Source organism: uncultured Phycicoccus sp. (genome assembly GCF_947495705.1).
In the GTDB taxonomy this organism is placed as follows: Bacteria; Actinomycetota; Actinomycetes; order Actinomycetales; family Dermatophilaceae; genus Phycicoccus.
The window spans coordinates 141,835-167,363 of record NZ_CANLZR010000004.1 but is presented as its reverse complement, the minus strand read 5'-3'; the positions used below and the strand labels follow the sequence as shown (position 1 = coordinate 167,363).

The following is a 25,529-nucleotide window of genomic DNA, read 5'->3' as shown; positions in this document are numbered from 1 at the left end:
GTGCGGATGCGGATCGGCCTGGCTGGAGTGGGGCGGATCGGCGCCTTCCACGCCGAGACCCTCATCGGGCTCGACGCGGTGGAGGCCGTCGTCGTCACCGACGCCGACCCCGCGCTCGCCCGGTCAGTGGCCGCCGAGCTCGGGCTCGAGGTGGCGCCGGACGTCGACACCCTGCTCGCCGCCGACCTCGACGGGTTCGTCATCACAACCGCCACGCCGGGCCACGCCCCACTGCTGCGGGCGGGCCTCGCCGCCGGCGTGCCGACCTTCTGCGAGAAGCCGCTGGCCGCCACCCTCGAGGAGACCCTCGAGCTGACCCGCCTCGCCGAGGCGAGCGAGGCCCCGGTCCACATCGGCTTCCAGCGGCGCTTCGACGAGGGGTACCGCCGGGCGCGGGCGGCCGTGGCCTCGGGCGAGCTCGGGAAGATCCACGCCATCCGGGCCCTGACCCACGACCAGGCCCCGCCCCACCCGGGCTACATCCCCACGAGCGGCGGCCTGTTCCGCGACTGCTCCGTCCACGACTTCGACATCATCCGGTTCGTGACCGGGCGCGAGGTCGCCACCGTGTATGCCACCGGTGAGAACACCGGCGCCTCGTTCTTCGGCGCGGCCGGGGACGTCGACACCGCCGCCGCGATCCTCACTCTCGACGACGGCACCCTCGTCACCGCGACGGCCACCCGCTACTCCGGCGGCGGACACGACGTGCGGATGGAGGTCATGGGCGAGGACGGCGCGATCGCCGTCGGCCTCGACGACTCGCTGGCGCTCCGGTCGGCCGAGCCGGGCGTCGACTTCCCCCGCGGCCCGCAGCACTGGTCGTTCATGGAGCGGTTCCGCCCCGCCTACGTCGCCGAGCTCACCGCGTTCTTCGACGTCGCCGCCGGCCGCGTCCCCAGCCCGTGCACCGCCCGCGACGCCCTCGAGGCGTTCCGCATCGCCGAGGCCTGCGAGCTCTCCCGGGCCGAGCGCCGGCCCGTCGCGATGTCCGAGATCCCCACCGTGCCGGCCTCCGTGCCCGTGACCCAGGACGCGTGACGATGACGCCCACCCCCGCCCACGACGTCGTCGCCATCGGCCGCACCGGGGTCGACGTCTACCCCCTCGAGCACGGGGTGGGGCTGGCCGACGTGCACACCTTCCGGAAGTTCCTCGGGGGCAGCGCGACCAACGTCGCCGTCGCCGCCGCCCGGCACGGACGCAACGTCGCCCTCGTCACGAAGGTCGGGGACGACCCGTTCGGCCGCTACGTGCGACGTGAGGCGGCCCGTCTCGGCGTCGACCCGCGCTACATCTCGGTCCTCGAGGGCGACGGACCGCCCACGCCGGTCACCTTCTGCGAGGTCTTCCCGCCCGACGACTTCCCGCTGTACTTCTACCGATACCCCTCCGCGCCGGACCTGCTCCTCACCCCCGGCGACGTCCCGCTCGACGCCGTCCGCGACGCCCGGGTCTTCTGGGCCACGGTCACCGGCCTGTCGCAGGAGCCCTCGCGCGGCACGCACTTCGCGGCCTGGGAGGCCCGCGCCCGGCGTGCGCACACCGTCCTCGACCTCGACTACCGGCCGATGTTCTGGGCCGACCCCGCCGAGGCGAGCGAGCAGGTCGGCAAGGCCCTCGAGCACGTGACCGTCGCCGTGGGCAACCGGGAGGAGTGCGAGGTGGCGGTCGGCGAGACCGACCCGCACCGCGCCGCCGACGCCCTCCTCGAGCGCGGCCTCGACCTCGCTGTCGTCAAGCAGGGACCCAAGGGCGTCCTCGCCGTGACCCCCGACGAGCGGGTCGAGGTGGAGCCGTTCCCCGTCACCGTCGTCAACGGCCTCGGCGCGGGCGACGCGTTCGGCGGGGCCCTCGTGCACGGCCTCCTCGCCGGCTGGGACCTGCGCCGCGCCATCGAGTTCGCGAACGTCGCGGGGGCGATCGTCGCCTCGCGCCTCGAGTGCTCCACGGCCATGCCGACGACCTACGAGGTCGAGGCGGCCCTGGCCGAGCGGGGGATGGCGTGACGACCGCCGTGCGCCCCGCGCAGCTGACCGAGGTCCGCGCCCGGACCCCGCACGCCGTCGAGCAGGGCTGGGCGGCCCGCTCGCGCCGCCCGATCCTGCGCGAGGACGGACGCCTCCTCGTGGTGGCCGCCGACCACCCGGCCCGCGGTGCCCTCGGGGTCCGCGACGACGCGATGGCGATGGCGAGCCGCTCGGACCTCCTCGACCGGCTGGCCGCCGCTGTGTCCCGCCCGGGCGTCGACGGGGTCCTCGGCACCGCCGACGTGCTCGACGACCTGCTCCTCATGGGCGCCCTCGAGGACAAGGTCGTCATCGGCTCGATGAACCGGGGCGGCCTCCAGGGCGCGACGTTCGAGCTCGACGACCGCTTCACCGGGTACACCGCCGCCGAGATCGCCGCCCGTGGGCTCGACGGCGGCAAGATGCTCACCCGGGTGGCTCTCGCGGACCCGGGGACCGCCGCCACGCTCGAGGCCAGTGCCCGCGCCGTCACCGAGCTCGCCGCCCGCGGGCTCATGGCGATGGTCGAGCCGTTCTGGTCGGTCGTCGAGGACGGCCGGGTCCGCAACCTCCTCGACCCCGACTCGACGATCCGCTCGATCCACGTCGCGGCAGGCCTCGGGGCCTCCAGCGCCCACACCTGGCTCAAGCTGCCCGTCGTCGACGACCTCCCCCGGGTGATGGACGCGACGACGCTGCCCACGCTGCTCCTCGGTGGGGACCCCCAGGGTGACCCGCACGACACATACGCCGCGTGGGGCCGGGCCCTCGACATCCCCGCCGTGCGCGGGCTCGTCGTCGGCCGCGCCCTGCTCTACCCGCCCGGCGGCGACGTCGCGGCCGCGGTCGACATCGCCGCCGAGCTCGTCCACGGAGGGTCGCGATGACCGCCCGCACGTCCGGGACCGGGCGTGACAACGCGCACTGGGTCCTGCCCCTCGGCAGCGCCGGCGGTGACGGCTGGGACGTCGCCGTCGACGCCACGCACCCCGGCTGGGAGCACACCCGCCTCCACGTGGCCACGCTCGCCGGCACCGACTCGCGCACCGTCGCGCTCGGCGACCACGAGGTCCTCGTCGTCCCGCTCGCCGGTGCGGTGCGGGTCGCCGTCGTCGAGGCCGACGGCACGCGCCACGAGGTCCGTCTCGCCGGTCGTGACTCGGTGTTCGCCGGCGCCACCGACGTCGCCTACGCCGGTCGTGGAAGCGAGGTCACCGTCACTGGCGAGGCCGACGGCCACGCCCGGGTGGCGCTCGCGGGCTCGACGGCCCGGAAGGCGGACGAGCCCAAGCCGTTCCGGCACATCGCGGCCCGGGAGGTCCCGGTCGAGCTGCGCGGCGCCGGGACGGCCTCGCGCGAGGTCCGCTCGTTCGGCCTGCCGGACGTCCTGGACGCGGACTCCGTCCTGGTCTGCGAGGTCATCACCCCGGCCGGCAACTGGAGCTCGTGGCCGCCGCACAAGCACGACGAGCACCGCGACGGAGCCGAGACCGAGCTGGAGGAGATCTACTACTTCGAGGCGCGCTCCATCGACGAGCGGGGGACCGACCCCGTCGGCTACCAGCGCGTCTACGGGTCCTCCGCCGAGCGACCGCTCGACGTGCTCGCCGAGGTCCGGACCGGCGACGTCGTCCTCGTCCCGCACGGCTGGCACGGCCCGGCGACCGCCGCGCCCGACGCCGACCTCTACTACCTCAACGTCATGGCCGGTCCCGGTCCCGAGCGGGCCTGGCGGATCTGCGACGACCCGGCCCACGCCTGGGTCCGCGAGCGCTGGGCCGACCAGCCCGTCGACCCCCGACTCCCCGTAGGAGACGCCCGATGAGCCCGTCCGGCACCGTGCGGCTGACCGTCGCCCAGGCCACCGTGCGCTTCCTCGCGCAGCAGTGGACCGAGCGCGACGGCGAGCGCCGGCGCCTCTTCGCGGGATGCTTCGGCATCTTCGGCCACGGCAACGTCGCCGGGATCGGCCAGGCGCTGCTCCAGGAGGAGGTCCGCGCCACCGACGCCGGCGAGGCGCCCGGCCTGCCGTACGTCCTGGCCCGCAACGAGCAGGCGATGGTGCACACCTCGGTGGCGTACGCGCGGCAGAAGGACCGACTCCAGACCTGGGCGTGCACCGCCTCGGTGGGCCCCGGCTCGACGAACATGCTCACCGGCGCCGCACTCGCCACGATCAACCGCCTGCCGGTCCTGCTCCTGCCCAGCGGCACCTTCGCGACCCGCGTCTCCGCCCCGGTGCTCCAGGAGCTGGAGCTGCCGTGGGCCGGCGACGTCACGGTCAACGACGCCTTCCGCCCGCTGTCGAAGTTCTTCGACGAGGTGACCCGGCCCGAGCAGCTGCCGTCGGCCCTGCTCGGCGCGATGCGCGTCCTCACCGACCCGGCCGAGACCGGTGCGGTGACCGTGTCACTGCCGCAGGACGTCCAGGCCGAGGCGTTCGACTGGCCGCTGGAGCTGTTCGCCGAGCGCACCTGGCACGTCGCCCGCCCGGTGCCGGAGTCCGGGCGCATCGAGGCCGCCGCCGCCGTCATCCGCTCGGCGAAGCGCCCGATGATCGTGGCTGGGGGTGGCGTGCACTACTCCGGCGCCGAGGAGGCGCTGCGGGCCTTCTGCGAGGCCACCGGCATCCCCGTCGGCGAGGCGCAGGCCGGGAAGGGCTCGCTGCCCCACGGCCACCCGCAGCAGCTGGGTGCCGTCGGCTCCACGGGCACCACCGCGGCGAACACCATCGCCCGCGAGGCCGACGTCGTTCTCGGCATCGGGACCCGCTTCAGCGACTTCACGACCGCGTCCCGCACCGCGTTCCAGGCCGACGGGGTCCGCTTCGTCAACCTCAACATCGCCGCGTTCGACGCCGGCAAGCACAGCGGGCTGTCCGTCGTCGCCGACGCCCGCGAGGCGCTGACCGCCCTCACCACGGCCCTGAACGGCTGGTCCGTGACGTCGGGCTACCGCCGCCGGCAGGCCACCCTGTGGAAGGAGTGGGACGGTCTCGTCGAGGCCACCTACGACCCGCCGCGGTCGGTCACCAAGCGCCTCGCACCGGGCCTGCTCACCCAGGGCCAGGTCCTCGGTGCGGTCAACGAGCAGACCGACCCCCGCGACGTCGTGCTCTGCGCCGCGGGCTCGATGCCCGGCGACCTCCACAAGCTGTGGCGGGTCCGCGACCGCAAGGCGTACCACGTCGAGTACGGCTACTCCTGCATGGGCTACGAGGTCCCCGCGTCGATCGGCATCAAGCTGGCCGACCCGAGCCGCGAGGTGTTCGCGATGGTCGGGGACGGCGGCTACCTCATGATGCCGACCGAGCTCGTCACCGCCGTCCAGGAGCGGGTCAAGGTCGTCGTCGTCCTCGTCCAGAACCACGGCTTCCACTCGATCGGATCGCTCTCCGAGAGCCTCGGCTCGCAGCGCTTCGGCACGTCGTACCGGATGCGGGGCACCGGGAGCCACCGCCTCGACGGCGGTCTGCTGCCCGTCGACCTCGCCGCCAACGCCCGCAGCCTCGGCTGCCACGTCATCGAGGTCCACTCCCGCAGCGAGCTCGACGCCGCGATCGCCGAGGCCCGGGCCTGGCCCCAGGACGGCGGCCCCGTCGTCATCCACGTCGAAACCGACCCCCTCGTCCACGCCCCCGACAGCGACAGCTGGTGGGACGTCCCCGTCAGCGAGGTCAGCGACCTGGCCTCGACCACCCGGGCCCACAAGGCCTACACCCGCCACAAGGCGACCCAACGACCACTCACAGCACCCACATCCGTCCCGGTCGCCGGCCGGCGGGGGAGGAGGAGGCTCCGTCCCTGACCCGACCGGCGTCCAGCTCGCCACCACCCCCTCCACCCCTCCACAGGACACCGCTTCACCGAAGCGGTGATGTTCGAAAGGCAGAACCCACATGATCCGCAAGAAGCCCACGGTGATCGTCGCCGTCTCCCTCGCCGCGGCCCTGTCGCTCGCGGCGTGCTCCTCCTCCGGAGGCCGCGACACCTCCGGTGACGGTGGTGCCGCCGGTGGTAAGGCCGACACCCCCGAGATGACCGTCGCGATGATCACCCACCAGGCTCCCGGAGACACCTTCTGGGACATCATCCGCAAGGGCGCCGAGGCCGCCGCGGCCAAGGACAACGTCAAGCTCGAGTACTCCAACGACCCGGACGCGACGAAGCAGGCCCAGCTCATCCAGGCCGCGATCGACAAGAAGGTCGACGGCATCGCCGTGACCGACCCGAACACCGGCGCCCTGGGCGGTGCCATCAAGGCCGCCGTGGCCGCCGGCATCCCCGTGACGATGTTCAACGCGGGCGGCAACGACGCCATCGAGCTCGGTGCGCTCGGCTACTTCGGCCAGGGCGAGAAGGAGGCCGGCATCGGCGCGGGCAAGAAGATCGTCGACGAGGGCGGCAAGAACATCGTCTGCGTCATCCAGGAGCAGGGCCAGCAGCAGCTCGAGGACCGCTGCGACGGTGTCACCGAGGGCGCCGAGGGGGCCAACGTCCAGCGGCTCTACGTCAACGGGCGCGACGACTCGGCCGTCACGACCTCCATCCAGGCCAAGCTCACCGAGGACAAGAGCATCGACTACGTGCTCACCCTCGGCGCCCAGTTCGCCCTCGACGCCGTGAAGTCCGTCAGTGGCGCCGGCAGCTCGGCCAAGATCGGGACGTTCGACACGAACAAGGAGCTCGTCGCGGCCATCAAGGACGGGGACGTGGACTTCGCGATCGACCAGCAGCCGTACCTGCAGGGCTACCTCGCCGTCGACTCGCTGTGGCTCTACAAGACCAACGGCAACACCCTCGGCGGCGGCAGCAACGTCGCGACCGGCCCGTCCTTCATCGACGCCTCCAACATCGACGCCGTCAGCGAGTTCGCGGCCAACGGAACGCGGTGACCTGAGATGTCCACTGTCACGACCACACCCGCCGACGACCGCGTCGGAACTCGCTCGGCGGCCTCCACCGTCCTCGCGCGTCCCGAGGTGGGAGCCCTCATCGGGGCTATCGCCGTCGCGGCGCTCTTCTTCGCGGTGGCCCCCGCGTTCCGCAGTGTCGGGAACGTCGGCACGATCCTCTACGGCTCCTCGACCATCGGCATCATGGCCGTCGTCGTCGCGCTGCTCATGATCGGCGGGGAGTTCGACCTGTCGGCGGGTGTGGCCGTGACGACCTCCGGCCTGACCGCCGCCCACACGGCCTGGTACTTCGGGCTCAACGTGTGGGCGGGCGTCGGCGTCGCCCTGCTGATGTCCCTGGCGATCGGCGCCTTCAACGGCTGGCTGCTCCACAAGACAGGCCTCCCGAGCTTCCTCGTCACCCTCGGCACGTTCTTCGTGCTCCAAGGCGTGAACCTCGCGATGACCCGGGTCATCGCGGGCGGGGTCTCGTCGAACTCGCTCAACGACCTCGACGGCTTCGACAGCGCCAAGGCGGTCTTCGCCTCGTCGCTGACCCTCGGGCCGGTCGAGGTGAAGATCCCCGTCATCTACTGGTTCCTGCTCACCGTCGTCGCCGCGGTGCTCCTGCTGCGCTCGAGGTACGGGAACTGGATCTTCGCCGTCGGCGGTGACTCGGCGGCCGCACGCGCCGTCGGTGTCCCCGTCGTCGTCACGAAGATCGCCCTCTTCATGGGCGTGGGCTTCGGGGCCTGGCTGCTCGGGATGCACCTGCTCTTCGAGTACAACAACCTCCAGTCCGGGCAGGGCGTCGGCAACGAGTTCATCTACATCATCGCGGCCGTCATCGGCGGCTGCCTCCTCACCGGCGGCTACGGCTCGATCGTCGGTGCGGCGGTCGGAGCACTGATCTTCGGCATGACCCAGCTCGGCATCACCTACGCCGGCTGGAACCCCGACTGGTTCAAGACCTTCCTCGGGGTCATGCTCATCTCCTCGGTGCTCGTCAACATGTACGTCAAGCGGAAGGCGGAGGGCCGATGAGCACCGTCGAAGAGACCGTCGCCCCCACGGGCGACCGCCCGGTCCTCGAGCTGGAGAACTGCGGGAAGAGCTACGGCAACGTCCACGCGCTGCGCGGGGTCAACATCAACGTCCGCCAGGGCGAGGTCACGTGCGTCCTCGGCGACAACGGCGCCGGCAAGTCGACCCTCATCAAGATCATCTCGGGGCTGCACGAGTACACCGAGGGCTCGATGAAGGTCAACGGCGTGGTCCGGCAGTTCAACTCGCCGCGCGTGGCCCAGGCCATGGGCATCGCCACTGTCTACCAGGATCTGGCACTGGCTCCGCTCATGGCGGTCTGGCGCAACTTCTTCCTCGGCAACGAGGTCCGCAAGGGCCCCTTCCTCGACATCCCGACGATGAAGCGCGTCGCCGGCGAGGAGCTGACGAAGATGGGGATCGAGATCCCCGACCTCGACCGGCCGGTCGGCAGCCTCTCGGGTGGCCAGCGGCAGGTCATCGCCATCGCCCGGGCCATCTACTTCGGTGCCAAGGTCATCATCCTCGACGAGCCGACGGCCGCCCTGGGCGTCAAGCAGTCCGGCGTCGTGCTCAAGTACATCGTCAAGGCCCGCGATGCCGGGCTCGGGGTCATCTTCATCACCCACAACCCGCACCACGCCTACCTGGTCGGGAACCACTTCATCATCCTCAAGCTCGGCCGGGTCGCCCTCGACGCGCACCGCGACGAGCTCACCCTCGAGCAGCTGACCGGTGAGATGGCCGGCGGCCAGGAGCTCGACGAGCTGAGCCACGAGCTGGCCGGGGCCGACCCCGGCAAGGTCGTCGAGGGGCACGAGGTCGAGCGTGGGGCCGTCTTCGACCGCGAGCCGGCGGCTGCGCCGGACCACGAGGAGCGGCAGTGACCGACAGTGACCTGCGCGTCGGCGTCATCGGCGTCGGCATGATGGGTGCGGACCACGCCGAGCGGATCGCCCACCGCACCTCCGGCGCCCGGCTCGTGGCGGTGTCCGACCCGGACACCGCCCGGGCCGGGGCCCTCGCCGAGCGGTACGAGGGGGTGCGCGCCGTCGCCGACCCGCTCGCGCTCGTCGCGGACGGCGACGTCGACGCGGTCGTCATCGCCTCGCCCGGTTTCGTCCACGAGGAGCAGGTCCTCGCCTGCCTCGAGCACGGCAAGCCGACCCTCTGCGAGAAGCCGCTGACGATGGACGGCGAGTCCTCGCTGCGCCTGGTCCGGGCCGAGCAGTCGGGCGGTCGCCCGCTCGTCCAGCTCGGGTTCATGCGGCGCTTCGACCCCGAGTACGTACGGCTGAAGACGCTCGTCGACTCGGGCCGGCTCGGCCGTCTCCTCGTGCTGCACAACACGCACCGGAACAAGGACGTCCCCGCCTCGTTCCGCTCCGAGATGATCGTGCGGGACAGCCTCGTCCACGAGGTCGACGTCGCGCGGTTCGTCTTCGGCGAGGAGATCACCGAGATCACCGTCTACTCCCCGACCCCCACCTCGGCCGCGGCCGAGGGGGTCGTGGACCCCCAGGTGTCGGTCTTCCGCATGGCCGGCGGAGCCGTCGTGACGAACGAGGTGTTCGTCAAGAACCAGGTCGGCTACGAGGTCCGGTGCGAGGCGGTGTGCGAGCGCGGCTCCGCGATGGCGGGCCGGCCGTGGGCCGATCTCTACACGACCGCCGCCGGCGGCGACGACGGCGCCTGGGGCGGCAGCATCCCGGCCGACTTCCGGGACCGGTTCGCGCTCGCCTACGACCGCGAGCTCCAGGCCTGGGCCGACGCCTCGCGCCGCGGCGTGGTCGTCGGCCCCACGACCTGGGACGGGTACGCCGCCACGGTCGTCTGCGAGGCCGGGATGGAGTCGCTGGTGTCCGGGGAACCGGTGGCCGTGCGGCTCGCGGACCGGGAGGGGGCGGGATGAAGATCGCCCTGGACCCCTACATGCTCCGCGAGGTCACGACCCTGACGACCCTGCCCGGGGTCGTCGCCGACCTGGGCTACGAGTGGATCGAGCTGTCGCCGCGCGAGGACTTCGCCCCGTTCTTCACCCACCCGCGGGTCGACGACGCCGGGGTGCGGGCCTTCCGCAGCGCGCTCGACGGTGCCGGCGTCGGCGTCGCGTCCATCCTGCCGCTCTACCGGTGGTCGGGCCCTGACGAGGATGCCCGGCAGGCCGCGGTCCGCTACTGGAAGCGGGCCATCCGGATCGCCTCGCTGCTCGGGGTCGACACGATGAACACCGAGTTCAACGGCAACCCGCGCGAGCGGGACGTCTGCGAGGCCCAGTTCTGGCGCTCGCTGGAGGAGCTGCTGCCCGAGTTCGAGAAGGAGGGGATCCGGCTCGTCCTCGAACCGCACCCCGACGACTTCGAGGAGGACGGCAAGCGGGCGGTCGACCTCGTCCGCGCGATCAACTCCGCGAACGTCTCGTTCCTCTACTGCACGCCGCACACCTTCCACCAGGGCAACGACGTCGACGGGATCCTCGACAAGGCCGGGGCGCTGACGACGATGTGCCACCTCGCCGACTGCTTCGACCACACGGCCTCCTCGGGGCTGCGCTACATCGTCAACCCCCCGGGGTCGCAGGTGACCGTGCACCAGCACCTCGACATCGGCCAGGGCGAGGTCGACTTCGGGGCGTTCTTCGCCGCACTCGAGCGCAACGGCTTCGACGGGATCCTCACGTCGTGCGTCTTCGCGTGGGAGGACCGCGCGCACGAGTCGAGCCGCTTCATGCGTGCCACCATCGACGAGTACCTGTCGACGTGGGCCACGTCACCGACGCTGGAGTCCCCGCGCTGAGGCGCCGCCCGGACTCACATGTTAGTATGTCAGAACATATAGTTCCTGGAGGAGTACGATGAGCAGCCCCAGCCGTATCACCCACCTCGTCGCCGGCAAGGCCTGGGAGGGCACCGCCGAGCGTACGAGCCCCGTCTACAACCCGGCCACGGGCGCGCAGACCGGCGAGCTCGACCTCGCCTCGGCCGACCTCGTCGGCGAGGTCGTGGCCACCGCGAAGGCGGCGTGGGCGCAGGAGTGGGGCAACGTCTCGCTGACCAAGCGCACCCAGGTCCTCTTCAAGTTCCGCCAGCTGCTCGACGAGCGCAAGGAGGAGATCGCGGCGCTCATCACGGCGGAGCACGGCAAGGTCCTCTCGGACGCCGTCGGCGAGGTGACCCGCGGCCTCGAGGTCGCCGAGTTCGCGTGCGGCATCCCGCACCTGCTCAAGGGCGGCTTCACCGAGAACGCCTCGACCAAGGTCGACGTGTACTCGATCCGCCAGAGCCTCGGCGTCGTCGCCGTCATCAGCCCGTTCAACTTCCCGGCCATGGTGCCGCTGTGGTTCGTGCCGGTCGCCATCGCCACCGGCAACGCGGTGGTCCTCAAGCCGTCCGAGAAGGACCCCTCGGCGGCCATCGCCATCGCGAAGCTGTGGACCGAGGCCGGGCTGCCGGACGGCGTCATGAACGTCGTCAACGGCGACAAGGAGGCCGTCGACGCGCTGCTCACCCACCCCGACGTCAAGTCGGTGTCGTTCGTCGGGTCCACCCCGATCGCGAAGTACGTCTACGAGACCGGGACCGCGCACGGCAAGCGCGTGCAGGCGCTCGGTGGCGCGAAGAACCACATGATCGTCCTGCCCGACGCCGACCTCGACCTCGCCGCCGACGCGGCCGTCAACGCCGGCTTCGGCTCGGCCGGCGAACGGTGCATGGCGATCTCGGCCCTCGTCGCGGTCGAGCCGATCGCCGACGAGCTCGTCGAGAAGATCAAGGACCGGATGGGCAAGCTCGTCACCGGCGACGGCACCCGCGGTTGCGACATGGGCCCGCTCGTCACGAAGCAGCACCGCGACAAGGTGGCCTCGTACCTGGACTCCGGGGTCGAGGACGGCGCGACGCTCGTCGTCGACGGCCGTGAGGGTGACGTCGACGCCGACGGCGAGGGGTACTTCCTGCGGCCGACGCTCTTCGACAACGTCACCGAGGACATGTCGGTGTACCGCGACGAGATCTTCGGTCCCGTGCTGTCGGTCGTGCGGGCCAAGACCTACGACGAGGCGCTCGCCCTCATCAACGCCAACCCGTACGGCAACGGCACCGCGATCTTCACCAACGACGGCGGCGCCGCCCGGCGGTTCCAGAACGAGGTCGAGGTCGGCATGGTCGGCATCAACGTGCCGATCCCGGTCCCGATGGCGTACTACTCGTTCGGCGGGTGGAAGAACAGCCTCTTCGGCGACACCCACGCGCACGGCATGGAGGGTGTGCACTTCTTCACCCGCGGCAAGGTCGTCACCTCGCGCTGGCTCGACCCGAGCCACGGCGGCATCGAGCTCGGGTTCCCGCAGAACGCCTGAGGTCCCGCCCGGTACCGGGTCGGGGGTGCTGCTTGACTCGGCCCGACCTCGGTCCGGGAGTCTCTCAGCGAGCGGGGGCGATGACCGCGCGGGCAGTGCGGGCCGCCCGGTCCAGCGCACTGCGCACCGGCAGCGCGCGGTGCTCGTCGGACAGGATCTCGACGCCCCAGGGGCCGTCCCAGCCGGTGGCCCGGAGGGCCGCGACCATGCCGGGAAGGTCGAACGAGCCCTCGCCGCAGTACCGGCGGCGATGCACGGTGTCCTCGAAGAGCGTCCCGACCACGTGCTCGTCGGCGTCGTCGAGCTCGACCCCGACGATGCGGTGCAGCGGCACGGACGCGAGGTCCGACACCGGGGTGCCGGCGCGGGCGACGTGCCAGGCGTCGATGACGACGCCCCCGGCCGCGTGGCCCGCGTCCTCGACGAGCCGCAGAGCCTCGGCGAGCGAGCCGATGTTCGACCAGGGGAAGAACTCGATCCCCAGCCGGGCTCCCACTCCCTCGGCCTGGGCGGCGAGCTCGGCGAACCGGGCGGCCCAGAGCCCACGGTCCCACGGGCGGTCCTCGCCGTCGGGGGTCACCTTGAGGTGCCGGGCGCCCAGGGCCTCGGCGGCCTCGAGCATCAGGGTGCGGACCCGGTCGGACGCCGCGCGCCGGGGGCCGTCGTCCCACCAGTCCGGGATCCCCTCGAGCTCGAGGTGCACGATGCCGTGGTCGGCGAGGAGGGTGCGGATGCCGGGGAGCCCGTAGCGGGCCACAGCAGCCGGCAGGTCGGCGGACAGCAGGCCGAACCCGGTGAACCCCGCCGCTGCCGCGGCCTCGACCCGCTCGCGCAGGGGGATCGGGCTGCGCAGGTCCACCCGGTCCGAGGCGGCGTCGCCCGCCGAGCTCCAGCAGGTGGCGAGCAGCTCGTCCCCCGGTGCCGTCGCCGGCGTCGGGTGGTCCGGCACGGTCAGCTCCCGGTGGCGGTCACGGCGCCGGGGTGATGACGTCGCGGACGAGCTGGTCGAGCTCCTCGTCCGCGGCGAGGAACTGCCGCAGCGTCTTGCGGGTGGCGCCGAAGTCGTCGAACTCGCTCGGGGTCATGCCGTCGGGCTCGTAGGCCCGGCGGAAGTCGGTGATCCGCTCGAGCGAGGAGATGATCTCCGTGTCGACCGGGACGTCGATGCGCGAGGTCGGCTCGATCCCCGACGCCTGGAACTTCTGCTGCCACCCGAACGGCGGGGACAGGACGAGGTCGCCCCCGACGAGCTCGGTCCACTGGAGCTGGTTGCGGTACGCGGCGGCCAGGACCCGCGCGCGCAGCCCGTGCTCCTGGAACAGCCGGTAGGCGCGCTTGACGGCGGCGACGCCGGCCCACTCCAGGTGCCCGGGGTCGATGTCGAGGCCGTCGCGGGCCACGACCTCCTTGAGCCAGTCGTCGAGCCGGCCGACCATGATCGTGACGACAGGGCCGATGCCCGAGACATCGAGGCCGTCGTCCTCACGGCGTCGCAGCCCGCGCTCGATCGCGTGGCCGGCGGCCATCGCCTGGGGCACCGAGAACGAGACGGTCACGTTGATGTTGACGCCGCGGTACGTGGCCTCCTCGATGGCCTCCACTCCGACCGCCGTGGCAGGGATCTTGACGATGATGTTCGGGGCGAGCGAGGCGAAGTACTCGGCCTGGTCGGCCAGCGCCGACGCGGAGCGCCGCAGCCGGGGGTCGGTCTGCATCGAGAGCCGCCCGTTGCGTCCACGGTGCTCGGCGAAGGCCGGCTCGAGGAGCCGCGCGGCCTCCAGGGAGACCTCCTCGACGACGCGCCACCCGATCTCGGACTCGCCGGCCGTCGGGCGCTCGGCGGCGATCTCGGCGATGCGGGTCTCCCAGCGCCGCTGGTCGGCACGGATGGCGGCCAGGGCGATGACGGGGTTGCACGTGGCACCGACCGCCCCCCACGCGATGGCGGTGCGCAGCTCGGCCGGGTCGGCGCTGTCGTTCCACAGGGCCGTCGGCGTCGTCTGCGTCATCGTGTGCAGCGGCGAACCGACGTGGGTCCTCGCCTCGGTGGTGTCCACCATGGGTCATCTCCTAGCCTGATCTAATGTCCTTACATATAGACTAGCCGACAAATGCAGGAGGGGGAACGGTCCGGTCCCTCGAGCGAGAAGGAGGCTGCCGTGCCGCAGCACCGCGGGTCCCAGGGCCCGTTCACCCTGGCCGTCTGCTCCGAGATGGTCTTCACCGACCTGCCGATCACCGAGCGGATCCGCCGGCTCACCGCTCTCGACGTGCAGGTCGAGATCTGGGACTGGACCCGGCACGACATCGAGGCCCTCGTGGCCCTGCGCGACGAGGGCGCCGTGTTCTCGTCCATGACCGGCTACGTCCGCGGCGGGCTCGTCGACCCGGTCGCCGTCGCCGACCTGCTCGCCACCGCCGAGGAGTCGATCCCCGTCGCGCAGCGCCTCGGGATCCCCCGGCTCAACCTGCACGGCACCGGGCTCGACGGCGAGGGGCTCCCGGTCGTCCCGGTCCAGGAGGTCACCGGCGCGATGTGGCTCGCTGCCCGCGACACGCTGGCCCGCGTCGCCGAGCTGGGGGAGCGGCACGGGGTGCAGTTCGTCCTCGAGAACCTCAACCTCGCGGTCGACCACCCCGGGGTGCCGTTCGCGCGGGCCGAGGACTGCCTGGCGCTCGTCGCGGCCGTCGACAGCCCGCACCTGCGGATGATGCTCGACCTCTACCACGCGCAGATCGGGGAGGGGAACCTCATCGAGCTGTGCCGGCGGGCGCTGCCGTACCTCGGCGAGATCCAGGTGGCCGACGTGCCGGGGCGGTGTGAGCCCGGGTCCGGCGAGATCGCCTACCCCGCGATCGCGCGTGCGCTCGCCGCCATGGGCTACACCGGCACGATCGGGATGGAGGCCTTCGCCAGTGGCGACCCGACCGCAGCGGTCCGCGCCTTCCGGGAGGCCTTCACCGTCGACGGCTGAGGGCCTGCCGCACGGGTCTTGCACAAGCGGGCGAGCATGTGCGAACATTGCTGGACCGTTCCAGCAGACATCGGAGTCCTCCCGTGGCCTTTCTCGACCGCATCGCGTCCGCCCCCATCTCCTGGGGTATCTGTGAGGTCCCGGGCTGGGGCCACATGCTCCCCACCGACCGGGTCCTCACCGAGATGACGGACCTGGGCATCACCGCCACGGAGTACGGCGCGCCCGGGTTCCTTCCCACCGCCCCCGAGGACATCCGCGGCGTGCTCGACGGCCACGGCATGTCCCTGCTCGGTGGCTTCACCCCGCTGGTGCTGCACGACCCCGCCCGCCGGGAAGACGCACTGGCCCACACCCGCGCCGTCGCCGACCTGTTCAGCAAGGCCGGCGCCACGACGTTCGTCTCCTGCCCGGTCATGGACGACGGCTGGTCCGTCCCGCGGCCGCTGGACCGCGACGAGCATGCCCACCTCGTCCGGATGCTCGGCGAGGTGGACGCCATCTGCGCCGACGCCGGCCTCCAACAGGTCCTCCACCCGCACGTGCAGACCGTGGTCGAGACCTCGGGCGACGTCGAGCGGGTCCTCCAGGACTGCGACGTCAACTGGTGCCTCGACACCGGTCACCTCGCCATCGGCGGCACCGACCCCGTGGAGTTCGCCCGCCAGGCCGCCGACCGGGTGGGCCACGTCCACCTCAAGGACGTGCGGATGGACCTCGTCCCGGCCCTGCTCGACCGCTCGACCTCGATCATGGAGGGCGTGCAGGCCGGCCTGTTCCCGGCGCTCGGGCAGGGCGACCTCGCCCTCGCCGACGTCGTCCGCACGCTCGAGGGAGCCGGCTACCAGGGCTGGTACGTCATCGAGCAGGACACCGCCATCACCGGCACCCTGCCCGGTGAGGGCGACGGCCCGGTCACCGGGGTCCGCGAGTCGATGCGCTACCTCCGCGAGGTCGTCGCCCCCCTGCTCGAGCAGGACGCATGACGGCCGGCGCCCTCGACCTGCTCGCGCTCGGCCGGATCAGCGTCGACCTCTACGCGCAGGAGCCGGGCGCCTCCTTCCTGGAGCCGCAGACCTTCGTGAAGTCGATCGGCGGCAGCCCGAGCAACGTCGCCGTCGCGGCCGCCCGGCTCGGCCTGCGCTCGGCGGTCGTGACCGCCGTCGGCGCCGACCCGCTCGGCGAGTACACCCTCGCCAAGCTGGCGGCGCTCGGCGTCGACACCCGCTACGTCACCGTCCGCCCGGACGGCCGCACCCCGGTCGTGCTCGTCGCGCTCGAGGACCCCGCCGAGCCGACGATCACCTTCCTGCGCGCGGCGGACGCACCCGACACCAGGATCGAGGCCGACGCGGTGGACGCCGACACCATCGCGTCCGCGCGGGTCCTGTGGACCAGCGGCGCCACCCTGGCGGCGGGGGCGACGGCCCGGACCGCGATGTCCTGGCTCGAGCAGCGCGGTCGCCGCCCGCACACCGTGCTCGACCTCGACCTGCGCCCGAGCCTCTGGTCCGACCCCGCGGAAGCCACGGCGGCCGCCGCCCGGGCCATCGAGCTCTCGAGCGTCGTCGTCGGGAACCGCAGCGAGTGCGCGATGGCCGTCGGGTCCTCCGAGCCACACGCGGCCGCCGACGCGCTGCTCGCGCGCGGGGTGAGCCTCGCCGTCGTGAAGATGGGCGCCGACGGCGTCCTGCTCGCCACCGCCGACGAGCGGGTCGTCATCGACCCCGTCCCGATCACCCCGCGCTGCGGGTCCGGCGCGGGCGACGCCTTCGGCGGGGCACTCGCCGCTGGGCTGGTCGGCGGCTGGTCGCTGGCCCGGACCGGGCGGCTCGCCAGCGGCGCCGGCGCCCTGGTCACCTCCCGGCTCACGTGCGCCGACGCGATGCCGACGCTGCCCGAGCTGGAGGCCTTCGTGGCAGGCGCCGAGCAGGCGCCGGCGGAGGTGGCCACCGATGGCTGAGCACGACCACGCCGTCAGCGCCGCCGACTACCGGGCCCTCGTCGACGCGCGGGTGCGCGAGCCCGGGCGGCTCGCACGGGCGCTCGCGGACCGGCGGCGCCGGCCGCTCGTGGGCGAGGACGGCCGGATGCTGCTGCTCGCCGCCGACCACACCTCCCGCGGCAAGCTCGCCATCGGCTCCGACCCGATGGCCGCCGCCGACCGTCACTCGCTGCTGGACCGGCTCGTCACCGGGCTGGCCGACCCCCGGGTCGACGGGGTGCTCGGCAGTGCCGACGTCCTCGAGGAGCTCGCCCTCCTCGGCGCCCTCGACGGCCGGCTCGCCGTCGGCACGATGAACCGGGGCGGCATCGCCGGGGCCCACTGGGAGCTCGACGACCGGGTCACCGCCTACGACGTCGAGCACGTCGTGTCCCTCGGCCTCGACGGCGGCAAGACCCTGCTGCGCATCGCGCCGACCGACCCCGGCGTGCCGCGCACGCTCGAGACCGTCGCCCGCATCACGACGGCCCTGGCCGACGCCGGGGTCATGGCCCTGGTCGAACCGCTGCCGTACCGCGCCCGCGCCGACGGCGGGGTCGAGCTCGACCCGTCGGAGGACGCCCTCGTCCGGATGGTCGCCATCGCCAGCGGCCTCGGCTCCTCGTCCGCCTACACCTGGCTCAAGATCCCCGCCACCGTGGACCCCGCGAGGGTCGCGGCCGCCACGACCTGCCCCATCCTGCTGCTCGGCGGCGACGCCGGCCGCGACCACGAGCAGGTCTTCTCCGGCTGGGAGCTGGCCCTACGGGTCCCGAACATCCGCGGCCTCGTCCCCGGACGCGCCCTGCTCTACCCCGAGGTGCTCACCGTGCGCGACGCCGTCGACCGTGCCGGCGCGCTCGTCCACCCCGCAGCCCACCAGACCACCCCGTCCCTCGAGGAGCCCCTCCCGTGAGCAACCACCACCGCGCCGGCGCCCTGGCCGCCGCCGACACCCTCGTCACCGTCACCCCCGAACAGGCCGGCTGGGCCTACAGCGGGCTCGAGGTGTTCGACCTCGCCGCCGGCGCCGCCGGCCGCGTGCTCGACGGCGTCGAGGGCGTTCTCGTGCCGCTGTCGGCCACCGACGTGCGGGTCACCGTCGACGGCGAGACCCACACCCTGCGCGGGCGCACCGGCGTCTTCGCGGCCGTCTCGGACTGGATCTACCTGCCGGTGGGGTCCACCGTCGAGATCACGGCCGCCTCCGGCGAGGTCGCGCTGTGCACGGCCCGGGCGACCGAGCGCTTCCCGGTGCACGTGACCGCGGCCGAGGACGTGCCGGTGGAGGTCCGCGGCGGTGGCCGGGCCTCGCGCCAGGTCACGAACATCGCGACGCCCGACTCGTTCACCGGCGCACACAAGATCAACGTCTGCGAGGTGCTGACCCCCGGCGGCAACGTCTCGTCGTGGCCCCCGCACCGGCACGACGGCATCGGCGACTGCGCGCCCACGAACGAGGAGATCTACTACTTCCGGATGGGACGCCTCGACGAGCCGCACGGCCACCCGCACGGGCAGGGCCTGTTCCGCGTCTACACCGTCGACGGGTCCTCCGACGAGACGGTCACCGTCCTCGACGGCGACGTCTACCTCGTCCCCGAGGGCTACCACGGACCCTCGACCGCCCAGCCGGAGTACCCGATGTACTTCCTCAACGTGCTCGCCGGCCCCGCCGAGGACCGCACCATGGCGTTCTGCGACGACCCGGACCACCACTGGATCCGCGAGGCCTGGGCCGAGCAGGGCCTGGACCCCCGTCTCCCGATGACCTCCGCCGCAGGGCGGGTGGCCCGATGAAGCCGCGCATCGGCATCGCCGTGCTCGGGCTCGGCTGGATGGGCCAGGCCCACTCCCGCTCGGCCCGGCGCATCCCGAGCCACTTCCCCGAGCGCTCCTTCGACCCGCACCTCGTCGTGTGCGCCGACCCCGTCGCCGACCGCCGTCGCCAGGCGACCTCGGACTTCGGCTTCGAGCGGGCGGTGGAGGACTGGCGCGAGGCCGTCACCGCGCCGGACGTGGACGCCGTCTGGATCACCGCGCCCAACATGCTGCACCTGCCGATGATCGAGGCCGCGACGGCCGCCGGGAAGGCGGTGTTCAGCGAGAAGCCGATCGGCGGCAAGCCCGAGCACGCCGTCGCCGCCCTCGGGCACGCGCAGGCGGCCGGCGTCGCCACCGGGGTCGGCTACTGCTACATCTGGTCCCCGCTCGTCCTGCACGCCCGCGAGCTCATCGCCAACGGCGCGCTCGGCGAGATCACCCACTACCGCGGGCGCTTCCTGTCGATGTACGGCAGCGACCCCATGGGCCTGCTCACCTGGCGGTTCTTCCTCGACCAGGCCGGCTACGGCGTGACCTCCGACATCCTCAGCCACTCGGTGGCGATGGCCCAGTTCCTCGTCGGGCCGATCACCGAGGTCGTCGGCATGAAGAACACGACGATCCCGCGCCGCCCCCTGCCCACCGGCGCGGCCAGCCACTACGGCGTCGGCAGCCCTCAGGACCCGACCGGGGAGGTCGAGAACGAGGACTTCGCCTCGATGCTCTGCCGCTTCGAGGCCGGGGCCACCGGCACCTTCGAGGCCAGCCGCACCGTCGTCGGCCCCGAGAGCCAGAACGCCTTCGAGATCTACGGGACCAAGGGCTCGCTCATCTGGAACCACGAGCGGATCAACGAGCTGCAGTACTACGCGGTCACCGACTCCCCGAACTCCGGCTACACGACGGTCTTCGGCGGTGAGCGCTTCCCGTTCCACGGCGCCTTCGTCCCCGGCAAGGCCAACAGCATCGGGTTCGAGGACCTCATCACCATCCAGGACTTCGCCTTCCTCGAGGCGCTCGCCACCGGCGCGACGTTCAACCCGGGGTTCGCCGAGGCCGTCGACGTCGTCAGCGTGCAGCAGGCCCTCATCGACTCGTGGGAGTCGCGGGGCTGGCAGACCGTGCAGGACCTGAAGGAGACGAGCCGATGAGCACCGTCCGCATCACCACCGCCGAGGCCCTCGTGCGCTACCTCGTCGCCCAGCGCACCGAGGTCGACGGCCACGAGGTCCCGCTGTACCCCGGCGTCTTCGCGATCTTCGGGCACGGCAACGTCACGAGCCTCGGCCACGCGCTCGAGCAGCACCGCGACGAGCTCCCGGTCTGGCGCGGCCAGACCGAGGAGGGCATGGGGCTCGCTGCCGTCGCCTTCGGCAAGGCCACCCGGCGCCGCCAGGTCATGGTCGCGACCAGCTCGATCGGGCCCGGCGCGACGAACATGGTCACCGCGGCCGGCGTCGCCATGTCGAACCGCATCCCGGCCCTCTTCATCTCCGGCGACGCGTTCACCTCGCGGCTGCCCGACCCCGTGCTCCAGCAGGTCGAGCACTTCGGGGACCCCAGCACCACCGTCAACGACAGCTTCCGCCCCGTCGTGCGCTACTGGGACCGGATCACCCACCCCGCGCAGCTGCTCAGCTCGCTGCCGCAGGTGACCCGCACCCTGCTCGACCCCGCCGACTGCGGGCCCGCGTTCCTCGGGCTGCCCCAGGACATCGCGGCCACCGCGTTCGACTACCCGGAGAGCTTCTTCGAGCCGGTCGTCCACCGCGTGCCGCGGCCGCGGGCCGACCGCGAGGAGCTCGAGCGGGCGGCTGCCGCACTGCGCGCGGCCGAGCGGCCGGTGATCGTCGCCGGGGGCGGGGTCCACTACTCCCTCGCCGAGGCCGAGCTGGCCGACTTCGCGCTGCGGCACGGCATCCCCGTCGTCGAGACCGTCGCCGGCAAGTCCTCGCTCGTCGCGGACCACCCGAGGTACGCCGGGCCGGTCGGGGTCACCGGTGCGGCCGAGCCCAACGAGGCCTGCGCGGCGGCCGACGTCGTCCTCGCCGTCGGCACCCGGCTCAACGACTTCGTCACCGGGTCCTGGACCCTGTTCGACGACGACGCCCGCATCGTGGCCCTCAACACGGCGCGCTTCGACGCGACGAAGCACCTCTCGACGCCCGTCGTCGGGGACGCGCGCGAGAGCCTCGGCGAGCTGTCGTCGCTGCTCGGCGACTGGGCCGCCCCGCAGGCCTGGACCGACCGCGGCAGCGAGCTGCGCACCCGGCTGGAGGAGTTCGTCGCCGGCCGCATCGCCGACGACGGCGCGCTGCCGCTCAGCTACGCGCAGATCATCGGGGCCCTGCACCGCACGGCCGCCCCCGAGGACTACGTGATGACCGCCGCGGGCGGGCTGCCGGGCGAGCTCAACGTCAACTGGCTCAGCAAGTCCGTCGCGAGCTTCGACTGCGAGTACGGCTTCTCGTGCATGGGCTACGAGACGGCCGGCGCCTGGGGTGCCGCGTTCGCGCGGACCGAGGGCGAGGTGCTGTGCCTCGTCGGCGACGGGTCCTACCTCATGCTCAACAGCGAGATCTACTCCTCGGTGCTGTCGGGCAAGAAGTTCATCCTCATCGTCTGCGACAACGCGGGCTTCGCCGTCATCGAGCGGCTCCAGCGCAACCAGGGCGGCAACTCGTACAACAACATGCTCCGTGACGCGCGCGGCCCGAACAGCGACGTCCGGGTCGACTTCGTCGCCCACGCGGCATCGCTGGGTGCCTACGCGACGCGGGCGTCCTCCATCCCCGAGCTCGAAGCCGCGATCGAGCAGGCCCGTGGCCACGACCGCACGAGCGTCGTCGTCGTCGACGTCCGGGAGTCCGACTGGACCGAGGGTGGGCTGTTCTGGCAGGTCGGCGTGCCCGAGGTGAGCGAGCTCGCGGGCGTCCGCGAGGCCCGGGCCGCCCACGAGGCGGGCGTCGCCACCCAGCGCCGAGGCACGTGATGTCGCAGGCCGGGGGTGACACCGGCCTCGAGCGCCCGAGCCGGCCGACGATCCGCGACGTCGCGGCCCGGGCCGGGGTCTCGAAGTCGCTGGTGTCGCTCGCCCTGCAGAACGCGCCCCGGGTCGCGCCCGAGACCCGCGAGCTCATCCTCGCGGCCGCCGAGGAGATCGGGTACCGGCGCAACGCCGCCGCGCACGCCCTGGTGGCCCGGCGGACCCGCACCATCGGGGTCTTCGTGCTCGACCTGCACAACCCGATGACCGCGGACGTGCTCGACGCCGTGCAGGCGGAGGCGCGCCGCCGCGACTACCGCACCATCGTCGTCGTCGGCGGCGAGGACGCCGCGGCCGAGCGGGCCGAGCTCGAGAAGCTGCTCGAGTTCCGCGTCGAGGGCATACTCGCCGTCGGCCACCGGCTGCCGCACGGCGCGGAGGAGGCGGTCTCGGCGGACTGCCCGGCCGTCGTGCTCGGCAGCGCCCCCCGAGGGGTCCCGCACCTGGGGTCGATCAGCAACGACGACGTCCTCGGGGCCGGGCTCGCCGTCGACCACCTCGTCGGTCTCGGGCACCGGCGCATCGTCCACATCGACGGCGGGGCCAGCGCCGTCGCCGACGACCGGCGCCGCGGGTACCTGGAGGCCATGCGCCGTCACGGCCTCGGCGACCTCGCCGCCGTCGTGCCCGGGTCCTTCAGTGACGAGGGCGGCTACCGCGGCGCCCGTGCCGCGTTGGGCGCCGACGTCCCGCCGACGGCGCTGTTCGTGGTCAACGACCTCGCCGCGATGGGCGCGCTCGCGGCCGTGGCCGATGCCGGGCTCGCCGTGCCCGGGGACGTCTCGGTCGTCGGCTACGACGGCACCGCGCTCGCGGGCATGCGGCCCATCGGGCTCACGACGGTGGGCCAGCCCCTGGCGGAGCTGGGCATGCGGGCAGCGGCGCACCTGTGCGGTCTGCTCGACGGCGAGGCACCGGCCGAGGCCCATGCCCTGCTGCGGCCCGCCCTCGTCGAGCGCCGCACCACCGCACCCCCGGTCGGGGCCTGAGCCCCGCCCACCGACCGGGTTCGGGTCAGCGGGCGACCTCGTCGATCCGGACGGGGCGCCCCTCGGTGGCCGACCGGGTGGCGGCCTCCGCGATCCAGGTGGTGCCCATCGCGTCCTCGACGGTGCAGGGTGACGCGACCTCGTGGGCCGCGACCGCACAGAACGTCGTGAGCTCCCGGCGGAACGCCTCGGTGAGGCGGTCCATGAAGAAGGTGTGCGGCGGGCCGGCCGGCCAGGTGGCACCGGGCTCCGTGGAGCGCAGCGGCAGGCCGTCGTCGAGACCCGCGGCGACGGAGTCGTCGACGCCGTGGACCTCGAGGCGCACGTCGTACCCGCGGGCGTTGGTCCGGGTGTTGCTCACGACCCCGATCGTGCCGTCGCTGAGGGTGATGAGCGTCGACGCGCTCGACCAGTCGCCGTTGTCGGCATAGAGCTCGGCGGGGGCGTCCGGGTCGACGGCGCCGACGGCGTAGACCTCGACGGCCTCCTGGCCGGTCACCCAGCGGACGGCGTCGAAGTCGTGGACGGCGCAGTCGCGGAACATGCCACCCGAGACGGCGAGGTAGGCGGCCGGCGGCGGGGCCGGGTCGAGGGTGGTCGAGCGCACCGTGTGCACCCGCCCGAGTGCTCCGGACCGGACGGCGTCGCGGGCGGCGACGAAGGCGGGGTCGAAACGCCGCGGGTAGCCGATCTGGACGGGGACGTCGGAGTCGCGGAGCCGGTCCCGGATGGCGACCGCCTCGTCCGCCGAGCCGGCGATCGGCTTCTCGCAGAACGTCGGGATGCCGCGCTCCACCGCCGCGAGCAGCAGCTCGGCGTGCGCACTCGTGGCGGCGGCGATGACGACGCCGTCGATCCCGGAGTCGAGCAGGGCCTGCGGGGAGTCGACGGCGGTGGCCTTGGCGATCCTGCTCGTCACGCCGTCGAGCGCGGCGGCGACCGGGTCGGTGACGACGAGCTGGTCGACGCGGTCCAGCGCCGCGAGCGTGTCGGCGTGGAAGGCGCCGATCCGGCCGAGTCCGATGAGTCCGATGCGCATCCGAGGTGACACCCTTCTGGTCCGTGGTCGAGCAGAGACTATCAGCCTAATGTCCTGACAAACACTCCCCGACTTTTCATGCTGGCGTCCGCGCCCGACCCGCGTGTCGCGGCGTGTCTGCGGACCGGAGCATGAAAAGTCGGGAAACAGCAGCGGGGGTCAGTGGCTGAGCTTCGCGTGCGCGACGGCGTCGAGGTGCGTCGCGAGCGACTCCGGCGTGCGGCCCTGGGCGAGGGCGACGCGGACGACGTCCGCCTGGCTCGCCGGGGTCATCCCGTCGACGGGGGTGTCGCGGTCGAGGTTGGTCGGGAAGGCGTAGCCCTCTGCCGCCGCGGCGACCACGCGGTGCTGGTCCGCCTCCGGCATCCCGGCCGCCCGGGCGGCGAGCAGCGCGGGGTAGACGAGCCGCACGATGCGGTCGCGGTCGACGGTCTCCATCGCCCGCCCGAACGCCGAGGAGATCTGGAGCAGGTTGGCCATCCGGCGCACGTCGGCGGTGTGGTTGGACCCGGCGGCGTGGAACAGGGCGGGGTTGAAGAACACCGCGTCGCCGGTGCGCAGCGGCAGCTGCACGTGGTGGTCGACGAAGTAGTCCTGGAACTCGGGCAGCCAGTAGGCGAGATAGCCGTGGGAGTACTTCTGGCTGTGCGGCAGGTACAACGTCGGGCCGGACTCCACGGGCATGTCGCAGTGCGCGACGGCGCCCTGGAGGGTGAGCAGGGGGGACACGTCGTGCACGCGCCCGGGGTAGCGCCCGGTGACCTCCGGCGACTGGAAGCCCAGGTGGTAGTCGCGGTGCACGGTCTGGCCCTTGCCGCCCGGGTTGACGACGTTGACCTGGGAGGTGACCTGGTAGGCGGGGCCGAGCCAGGCCTCGGCGGCGAGCGCCAGCATGTCGTTGGCGTAGTAGGCGACGAACGCCTGGGGGTCGGCGACGGCGAGCTTCTCGAGGGCGTTCCACACCCGGTCGTTGGCGCCGGGGCTGGCGAAGTGGTCGCCGGCCATCTGCCCGGAGGCCTTCTCCCGGGCGATGACGTCCTCGAAGGCCGCCGTCGCCCGGGCCACGACGTCGGGGTCGAAGGCTCCCGCGAGGACGACGATGCCGGGGCCCTCGGCGAGGGCGTCGGCGAGCTCGGCACGGATCACGTCGGCGAGAGCCGGGTCCTCGAGGGCGGGGCGCAGCGTGGCCGCCTCGTACCGCGGGACGCCCTGGTCGATGCCGGCCGCGTGGGGGTGGCGGGCCGGGTCGGTCCGGTCCTGCAGCACCCGGACGAGGTCCTCGAGGCGGCAGTCCTCGCGGCGCCGGAAGCCGGGGGCGGTGGTGGGCGTGCTCGTCGCGGTCATCGGGTGCTCCTGTGCTGGCGGTGG

General features: G+C 72.9%; 23 protein-coding genes. 19 read left to right on the top strand and 4 right to left on the bottom strand.

All coding sequences use genetic code 11. The features are described from left to right. The first annotated feature begins 6 nt into the window (after positions 1–6). The 11 genes from Q0963_RS07885 (at position 7) to Q0963_RS07835 (ending at position 12,304) form a co-directional block, all read left to right on the top strand. A complete protein-coding gene (locus tag Q0963_RS07885) occupies positions 7–1,041 on the top strand; it encodes a Gfo/Idh/MocA family oxidoreductase (RefSeq protein WP_299444865.1) in 1,035 nt (344 codons plus the stop codon). Positions 1,042–1,043: 2 nt separating this feature from the next. Next, positions 1,044–2,009, top strand: coding sequence for a 5-dehydro-2-deoxygluconokinase (iolC, locus tag Q0963_RS07880; protein ID WP_299444864.1), 966 nt, complete (start codon positions 1,044–1,046; stop codon positions 2,007–2,009). Next, positions 2,006–2,896 carry a deoxyribose-phosphate aldolase gene (locus tag Q0963_RS07875; protein WP_299444863.1) on the top strand — a complete coding sequence of 297 codons (891 nt, stop codon included), beginning with the start codon at positions 2,006–2,008 and terminating at the stop codon, positions 2,894–2,896. The genes iolC (Q0963_RS07880) and Q0963_RS07875 overlap by 4 nt, the downstream gene beginning before the upstream one ends. Beyond that, positions 2,893–3,834 carry a 5-deoxy-glucuronate isomerase gene (iolB, locus tag Q0963_RS07870; RefSeq protein WP_299444862.1) on the top strand — a complete coding sequence of 314 codons (942 nt, stop codon included), beginning with the start codon at positions 2,893–2,895 and terminating at the stop codon, positions 3,832–3,834. The genes Q0963_RS07875 and iolB (Q0963_RS07870) overlap by 4 nt, the downstream gene beginning before the upstream one ends. After that, on the top strand, positions 3,831–5,816 hold the full coding sequence (iolD, locus tag Q0963_RS07865) for a 3D-(3,5/4)-trihydroxycyclohexane-1,2-dione acylhydrolase (decyclizing) (RefSeq protein WP_299444861.1): 1,986 nt from the start codon (positions 3,831–3,833) through the stop codon (positions 5,814–5,816). Before iolB (Q0963_RS07870) ends, iolD (Q0963_RS07865) begins: the two co-directional genes overlap by 4 nt. 91 nt (positions 5,817–5,907) lie before the next feature. Continuing rightward, positions 5,908–6,903 (top strand): sugar ABC transporter substrate-binding protein, encoded by a 996-nt coding sequence (locus Q0963_RS07860; RefSeq protein ID WP_299444860.1) that lies wholly within the window; start codon positions 5,908–5,910, stop codon positions 6,901–6,903. Positions 6,904–6,909: 6 nt separating this feature from the next. After that, positions 6,910–7,947, top strand: a complete 1,038-nt coding sequence (locus tag Q0963_RS07855; protein ID WP_299444859.1) for an ABC transporter permease — start codon at positions 6,910–6,912, stop codon at positions 7,945–7,947. Then, the gene (locus Q0963_RS07850) at positions 7,944–8,834 is read left to right on the top strand and encodes an ATP-binding cassette domain-containing protein (protein WP_299444858.1); all 891 of its coding nucleotides are present in this window, start codon (positions 7,944–7,946) and stop codon (positions 8,832–8,834) included. Before Q0963_RS07855 ends, Q0963_RS07850 begins: the two co-directional genes overlap by 4 nt. After that, a complete protein-coding gene (locus tag Q0963_RS07845) occupies positions 8,831–9,859 on the top strand; it encodes a Gfo/Idh/MocA family protein (protein ID WP_299444857.1) in 1,029 nt (342 codons plus the stop codon). The genes Q0963_RS07850 and Q0963_RS07845 overlap by 4 nt, the downstream gene beginning before the upstream one ends. Further along, a complete protein-coding gene (locus Q0963_RS07840; protein ID WP_299444856.1) occupies positions 9,856–10,743 on the top strand; it encodes a sugar phosphate isomerase/epimerase in 888 nt (295 codons plus the stop codon). Before Q0963_RS07845 ends, Q0963_RS07840 begins: the two co-directional genes overlap by 4 nt. Before the next feature lie 58 nt (positions 10,744–10,801). Then, entirely contained in the window at positions 10,802–12,304 is a 1,503-nt protein-coding gene (locus tag Q0963_RS07835) for a CoA-acylating methylmalonate-semialdehyde dehydrogenase (protein WP_299444855.1), read from the top strand. A 64-nt stretch (positions 12,305–12,368) separates the two neighbouring features. On the opposite strand, the gene Q0963_RS07830 is transcribed toward Q0963_RS07835, so the two are convergent. Both Q0963_RS07830 and Q0963_RS07825 read right to left on the bottom strand, forming a co-directional pair. Continuing rightward, positions 12,369–13,253 (bottom strand): sugar phosphate isomerase/epimerase, encoded by an 885-nt coding sequence (locus Q0963_RS07830; RefSeq protein ID WP_299444854.1) that lies wholly within the window; start codon positions 13,251–13,253, stop codon positions 12,369–12,371. A gap of 19 nt (positions 13,254–13,272) precedes the next feature. Then, entirely contained in the window at positions 13,273–14,364 is a 1,092-nt protein-coding gene (locus tag Q0963_RS07825) for a transaldolase family protein (protein ID WP_299444853.1), read from the bottom strand. A gap of 153 nt (positions 14,365–14,517) precedes the next feature. On the opposite strand from Q0963_RS07825, the gene Q0963_RS07820 reads away from it, so the two are divergent. The 8 genes from Q0963_RS07820 (at position 14,518) to Q0963_RS07785 (ending at position 23,122) form a co-directional block, all read left to right on the top strand. Then, positions 14,518–15,279 (top strand): TIM barrel protein, encoded by a 762-nt coding sequence (locus Q0963_RS07820; protein ID WP_299445003.1) that lies wholly within the window; start codon positions 14,518–14,520, stop codon positions 15,277–15,279. Between the two features lie 83 nt (positions 15,280–15,362). Then, positions 15,363–16,265 (top strand): TIM barrel protein, encoded by a 903-nt coding sequence (locus Q0963_RS07815; protein ID WP_299444852.1) that lies wholly within the window; start codon positions 15,363–15,365, stop codon positions 16,263–16,265. Then, complete coding sequence (iolC, locus tag Q0963_RS07810) at positions 16,262–17,242, top strand: 5-dehydro-2-deoxygluconokinase (RefSeq protein ID WP_299444851.1); 981 nt, start codon at positions 16,262–16,264, stop codon at positions 17,240–17,242. Before Q0963_RS07815 ends, iolC (Q0963_RS07810) begins: the two co-directional genes overlap by 4 nt. Continuing rightward, positions 17,235–18,179 carry a deoxyribose-phosphate aldolase gene (locus Q0963_RS07805; protein WP_299444850.1) on the top strand — a complete coding sequence of 315 codons (945 nt, stop codon included), beginning with the start codon at positions 17,235–17,237 and terminating at the stop codon, positions 18,177–18,179. The genes iolC (Q0963_RS07810) and Q0963_RS07805 overlap by 8 nt, the downstream gene beginning before the upstream one ends. After that, positions 18,176–19,063 carry a 5-deoxy-glucuronate isomerase gene (gene iolB / locus Q0963_RS07800; protein WP_299444849.1) on the top strand — a complete coding sequence of 296 codons (888 nt, stop codon included), beginning with the start codon at positions 18,176–18,178 and terminating at the stop codon, positions 19,061–19,063. The genes Q0963_RS07805 and iolB (Q0963_RS07800) overlap by 4 nt, the downstream gene beginning before the upstream one ends. Further along, positions 19,060–20,238, top strand: coding sequence for a Gfo/Idh/MocA family protein (locus Q0963_RS07795; RefSeq protein ID WP_299444848.1), 1,179 nt, complete (start codon positions 19,060–19,062; stop codon positions 20,236–20,238). The genes iolB (Q0963_RS07800) and Q0963_RS07795 overlap by 4 nt, the downstream gene beginning before the upstream one ends. After that, the gene (gene iolD / locus Q0963_RS07790) at positions 20,235–22,079 is read left to right on the top strand and encodes a 3D-(3,5/4)-trihydroxycyclohexane-1,2-dione acylhydrolase (decyclizing) (RefSeq protein ID WP_299444847.1); all 1,845 of its coding nucleotides are present in this window, start codon (positions 20,235–20,237) and stop codon (positions 22,077–22,079) included. The genes Q0963_RS07795 and iolD (Q0963_RS07790) overlap by 4 nt, the downstream gene beginning before the upstream one ends. Continuing rightward, complete coding sequence (locus Q0963_RS07785; protein ID WP_299444846.1) at positions 22,079–23,122, top strand: LacI family DNA-binding transcriptional regulator; 1,044 nt, start codon at positions 22,079–22,081, stop codon at positions 23,120–23,122. Before iolD (Q0963_RS07790) ends, Q0963_RS07785 begins: the two co-directional genes overlap by 1 nt. Positions 23,123–23,147: 25 nt before the next feature. On the opposite strand, the gene Q0963_RS07780 is transcribed toward Q0963_RS07785, so the two are convergent. Further along, positions 23,148–24,161, bottom strand: a complete 1,014-nt coding sequence (locus Q0963_RS07780; RefSeq protein ID WP_299444845.1) for a Gfo/Idh/MocA family oxidoreductase — start codon at positions 24,159–24,161, stop codon at positions 23,148–23,150. A 159-nt stretch (positions 24,162–24,320) separates the two neighbouring features. After that, positions 24,321–25,505, bottom strand: a complete 1,185-nt coding sequence (locus tag Q0963_RS07775; RefSeq protein WP_299444844.1) for a phytanoyl-CoA dioxygenase family protein — start codon at positions 25,503–25,505, stop codon at positions 24,321–24,323. Positions 25,506–25,529: the final 24 nt, after the last annotated feature.

Coding starts and splice junctions, on each gene's coding strand:
- iolC (WP_299444851.1), top strand. CDS start 16,262: ATGACGGCCGGCGCCCTCGACCTGCTCGCGCTCGGCCGGATCAGCGTC.
- Q0963_RS07855 (WP_299444859.1), top strand. CDS start 6,910: ATGTCCACTGTCACGACCACACCCGCCGACGACCGCGTCGGAACTCGC.
- Q0963_RS07860 (WP_299444860.1), top strand. CDS start 5,908: ATGATCCGCAAGAAGCCCACGGTGATCGTCGCCGTCTCCCTCGCCGCG.
- Q0963_RS07820 (WP_299445003.1), top strand. CDS start 14,518: ATGGTCTTCACCGACCTGCCGATCACCGAGCGGATCCGCCGGCTCACC.
- iolD (WP_299444861.1), top strand. CDS start 3,831: ATGAGCCCGTCCGGCACCGTGCGGCTGACCGTCGCCCAGGCCACCGTG.
- Q0963_RS07795 (WP_299444848.1), top strand. CDS start 19,060: ATGAAGCCGCGCATCGGCATCGCCGTGCTCGGGCTCGGCTGGATGGGC.
- Q0963_RS07840 (WP_299444856.1), top strand. CDS start 9,856: ATGAAGATCGCCCTGGACCCCTACATGCTCCGCGAGGTCACGACCCTG.
- iolD (WP_299444847.1), top strand. CDS start 20,235: ATGAGCACCGTCCGCATCACCACCGCCGAGGCCCTCGTGCGCTACCTC.
- Q0963_RS07780 (WP_299444845.1), bottom strand. CDS start 24,161: ATGCGCATCGGACTCATCGGACTCGGCCGGATCGGCGCCTTCCACGCC.
- Q0963_RS07825 (WP_299444853.1), bottom strand. CDS start 14,364: ATGGTGGACACCACCGAGGCGAGGACCCACGTCGGTTCGCCGCTGCAC.
- Q0963_RS07885 (WP_299444865.1), top strand. CDS start 7: ATGCGGATCGGCCTGGCTGGAGTGGGGCGGATCGGCGCCTTCCACGCC.
- iolB (WP_299444862.1), top strand. CDS start 2,893: ATGACCGCCCGCACGTCCGGGACCGGGCGTGACAACGCGCACTGGGTC.
- Q0963_RS07805 (WP_299444850.1), top strand. CDS start 17,235: ATGGCTGAGCACGACCACGCCGTCAGCGCCGCCGACTACCGGGCCCTC.
- Q0963_RS07850 (WP_299444858.1), top strand. CDS start 7,944: ATGAGCACCGTCGAAGAGACCGTCGCCCCCACGGGCGACCGCCCGGTC.
- Q0963_RS07775 (WP_299444844.1), bottom strand. CDS start 25,505: ATGACCGCGACGAGCACGCCCACCACCGCCCCCGGCTTCCGGCGCCGC.
- Q0963_RS07785 (WP_299444846.1), top strand. CDS start 22,079: ATGTCGCAGGCCGGGGGTGACACCGGCCTCGAGCGCCCGAGCCGGCCG.
- iolC (WP_299444864.1), top strand. CDS start 1,044: ATGACGCCCACCCCCGCCCACGACGTCGTCGCCATCGGCCGCACCGGG.
- Q0963_RS07835 (WP_299444855.1), top strand. CDS start 10,802: ATGAGCAGCCCCAGCCGTATCACCCACCTCGTCGCCGGCAAGGCCTGG.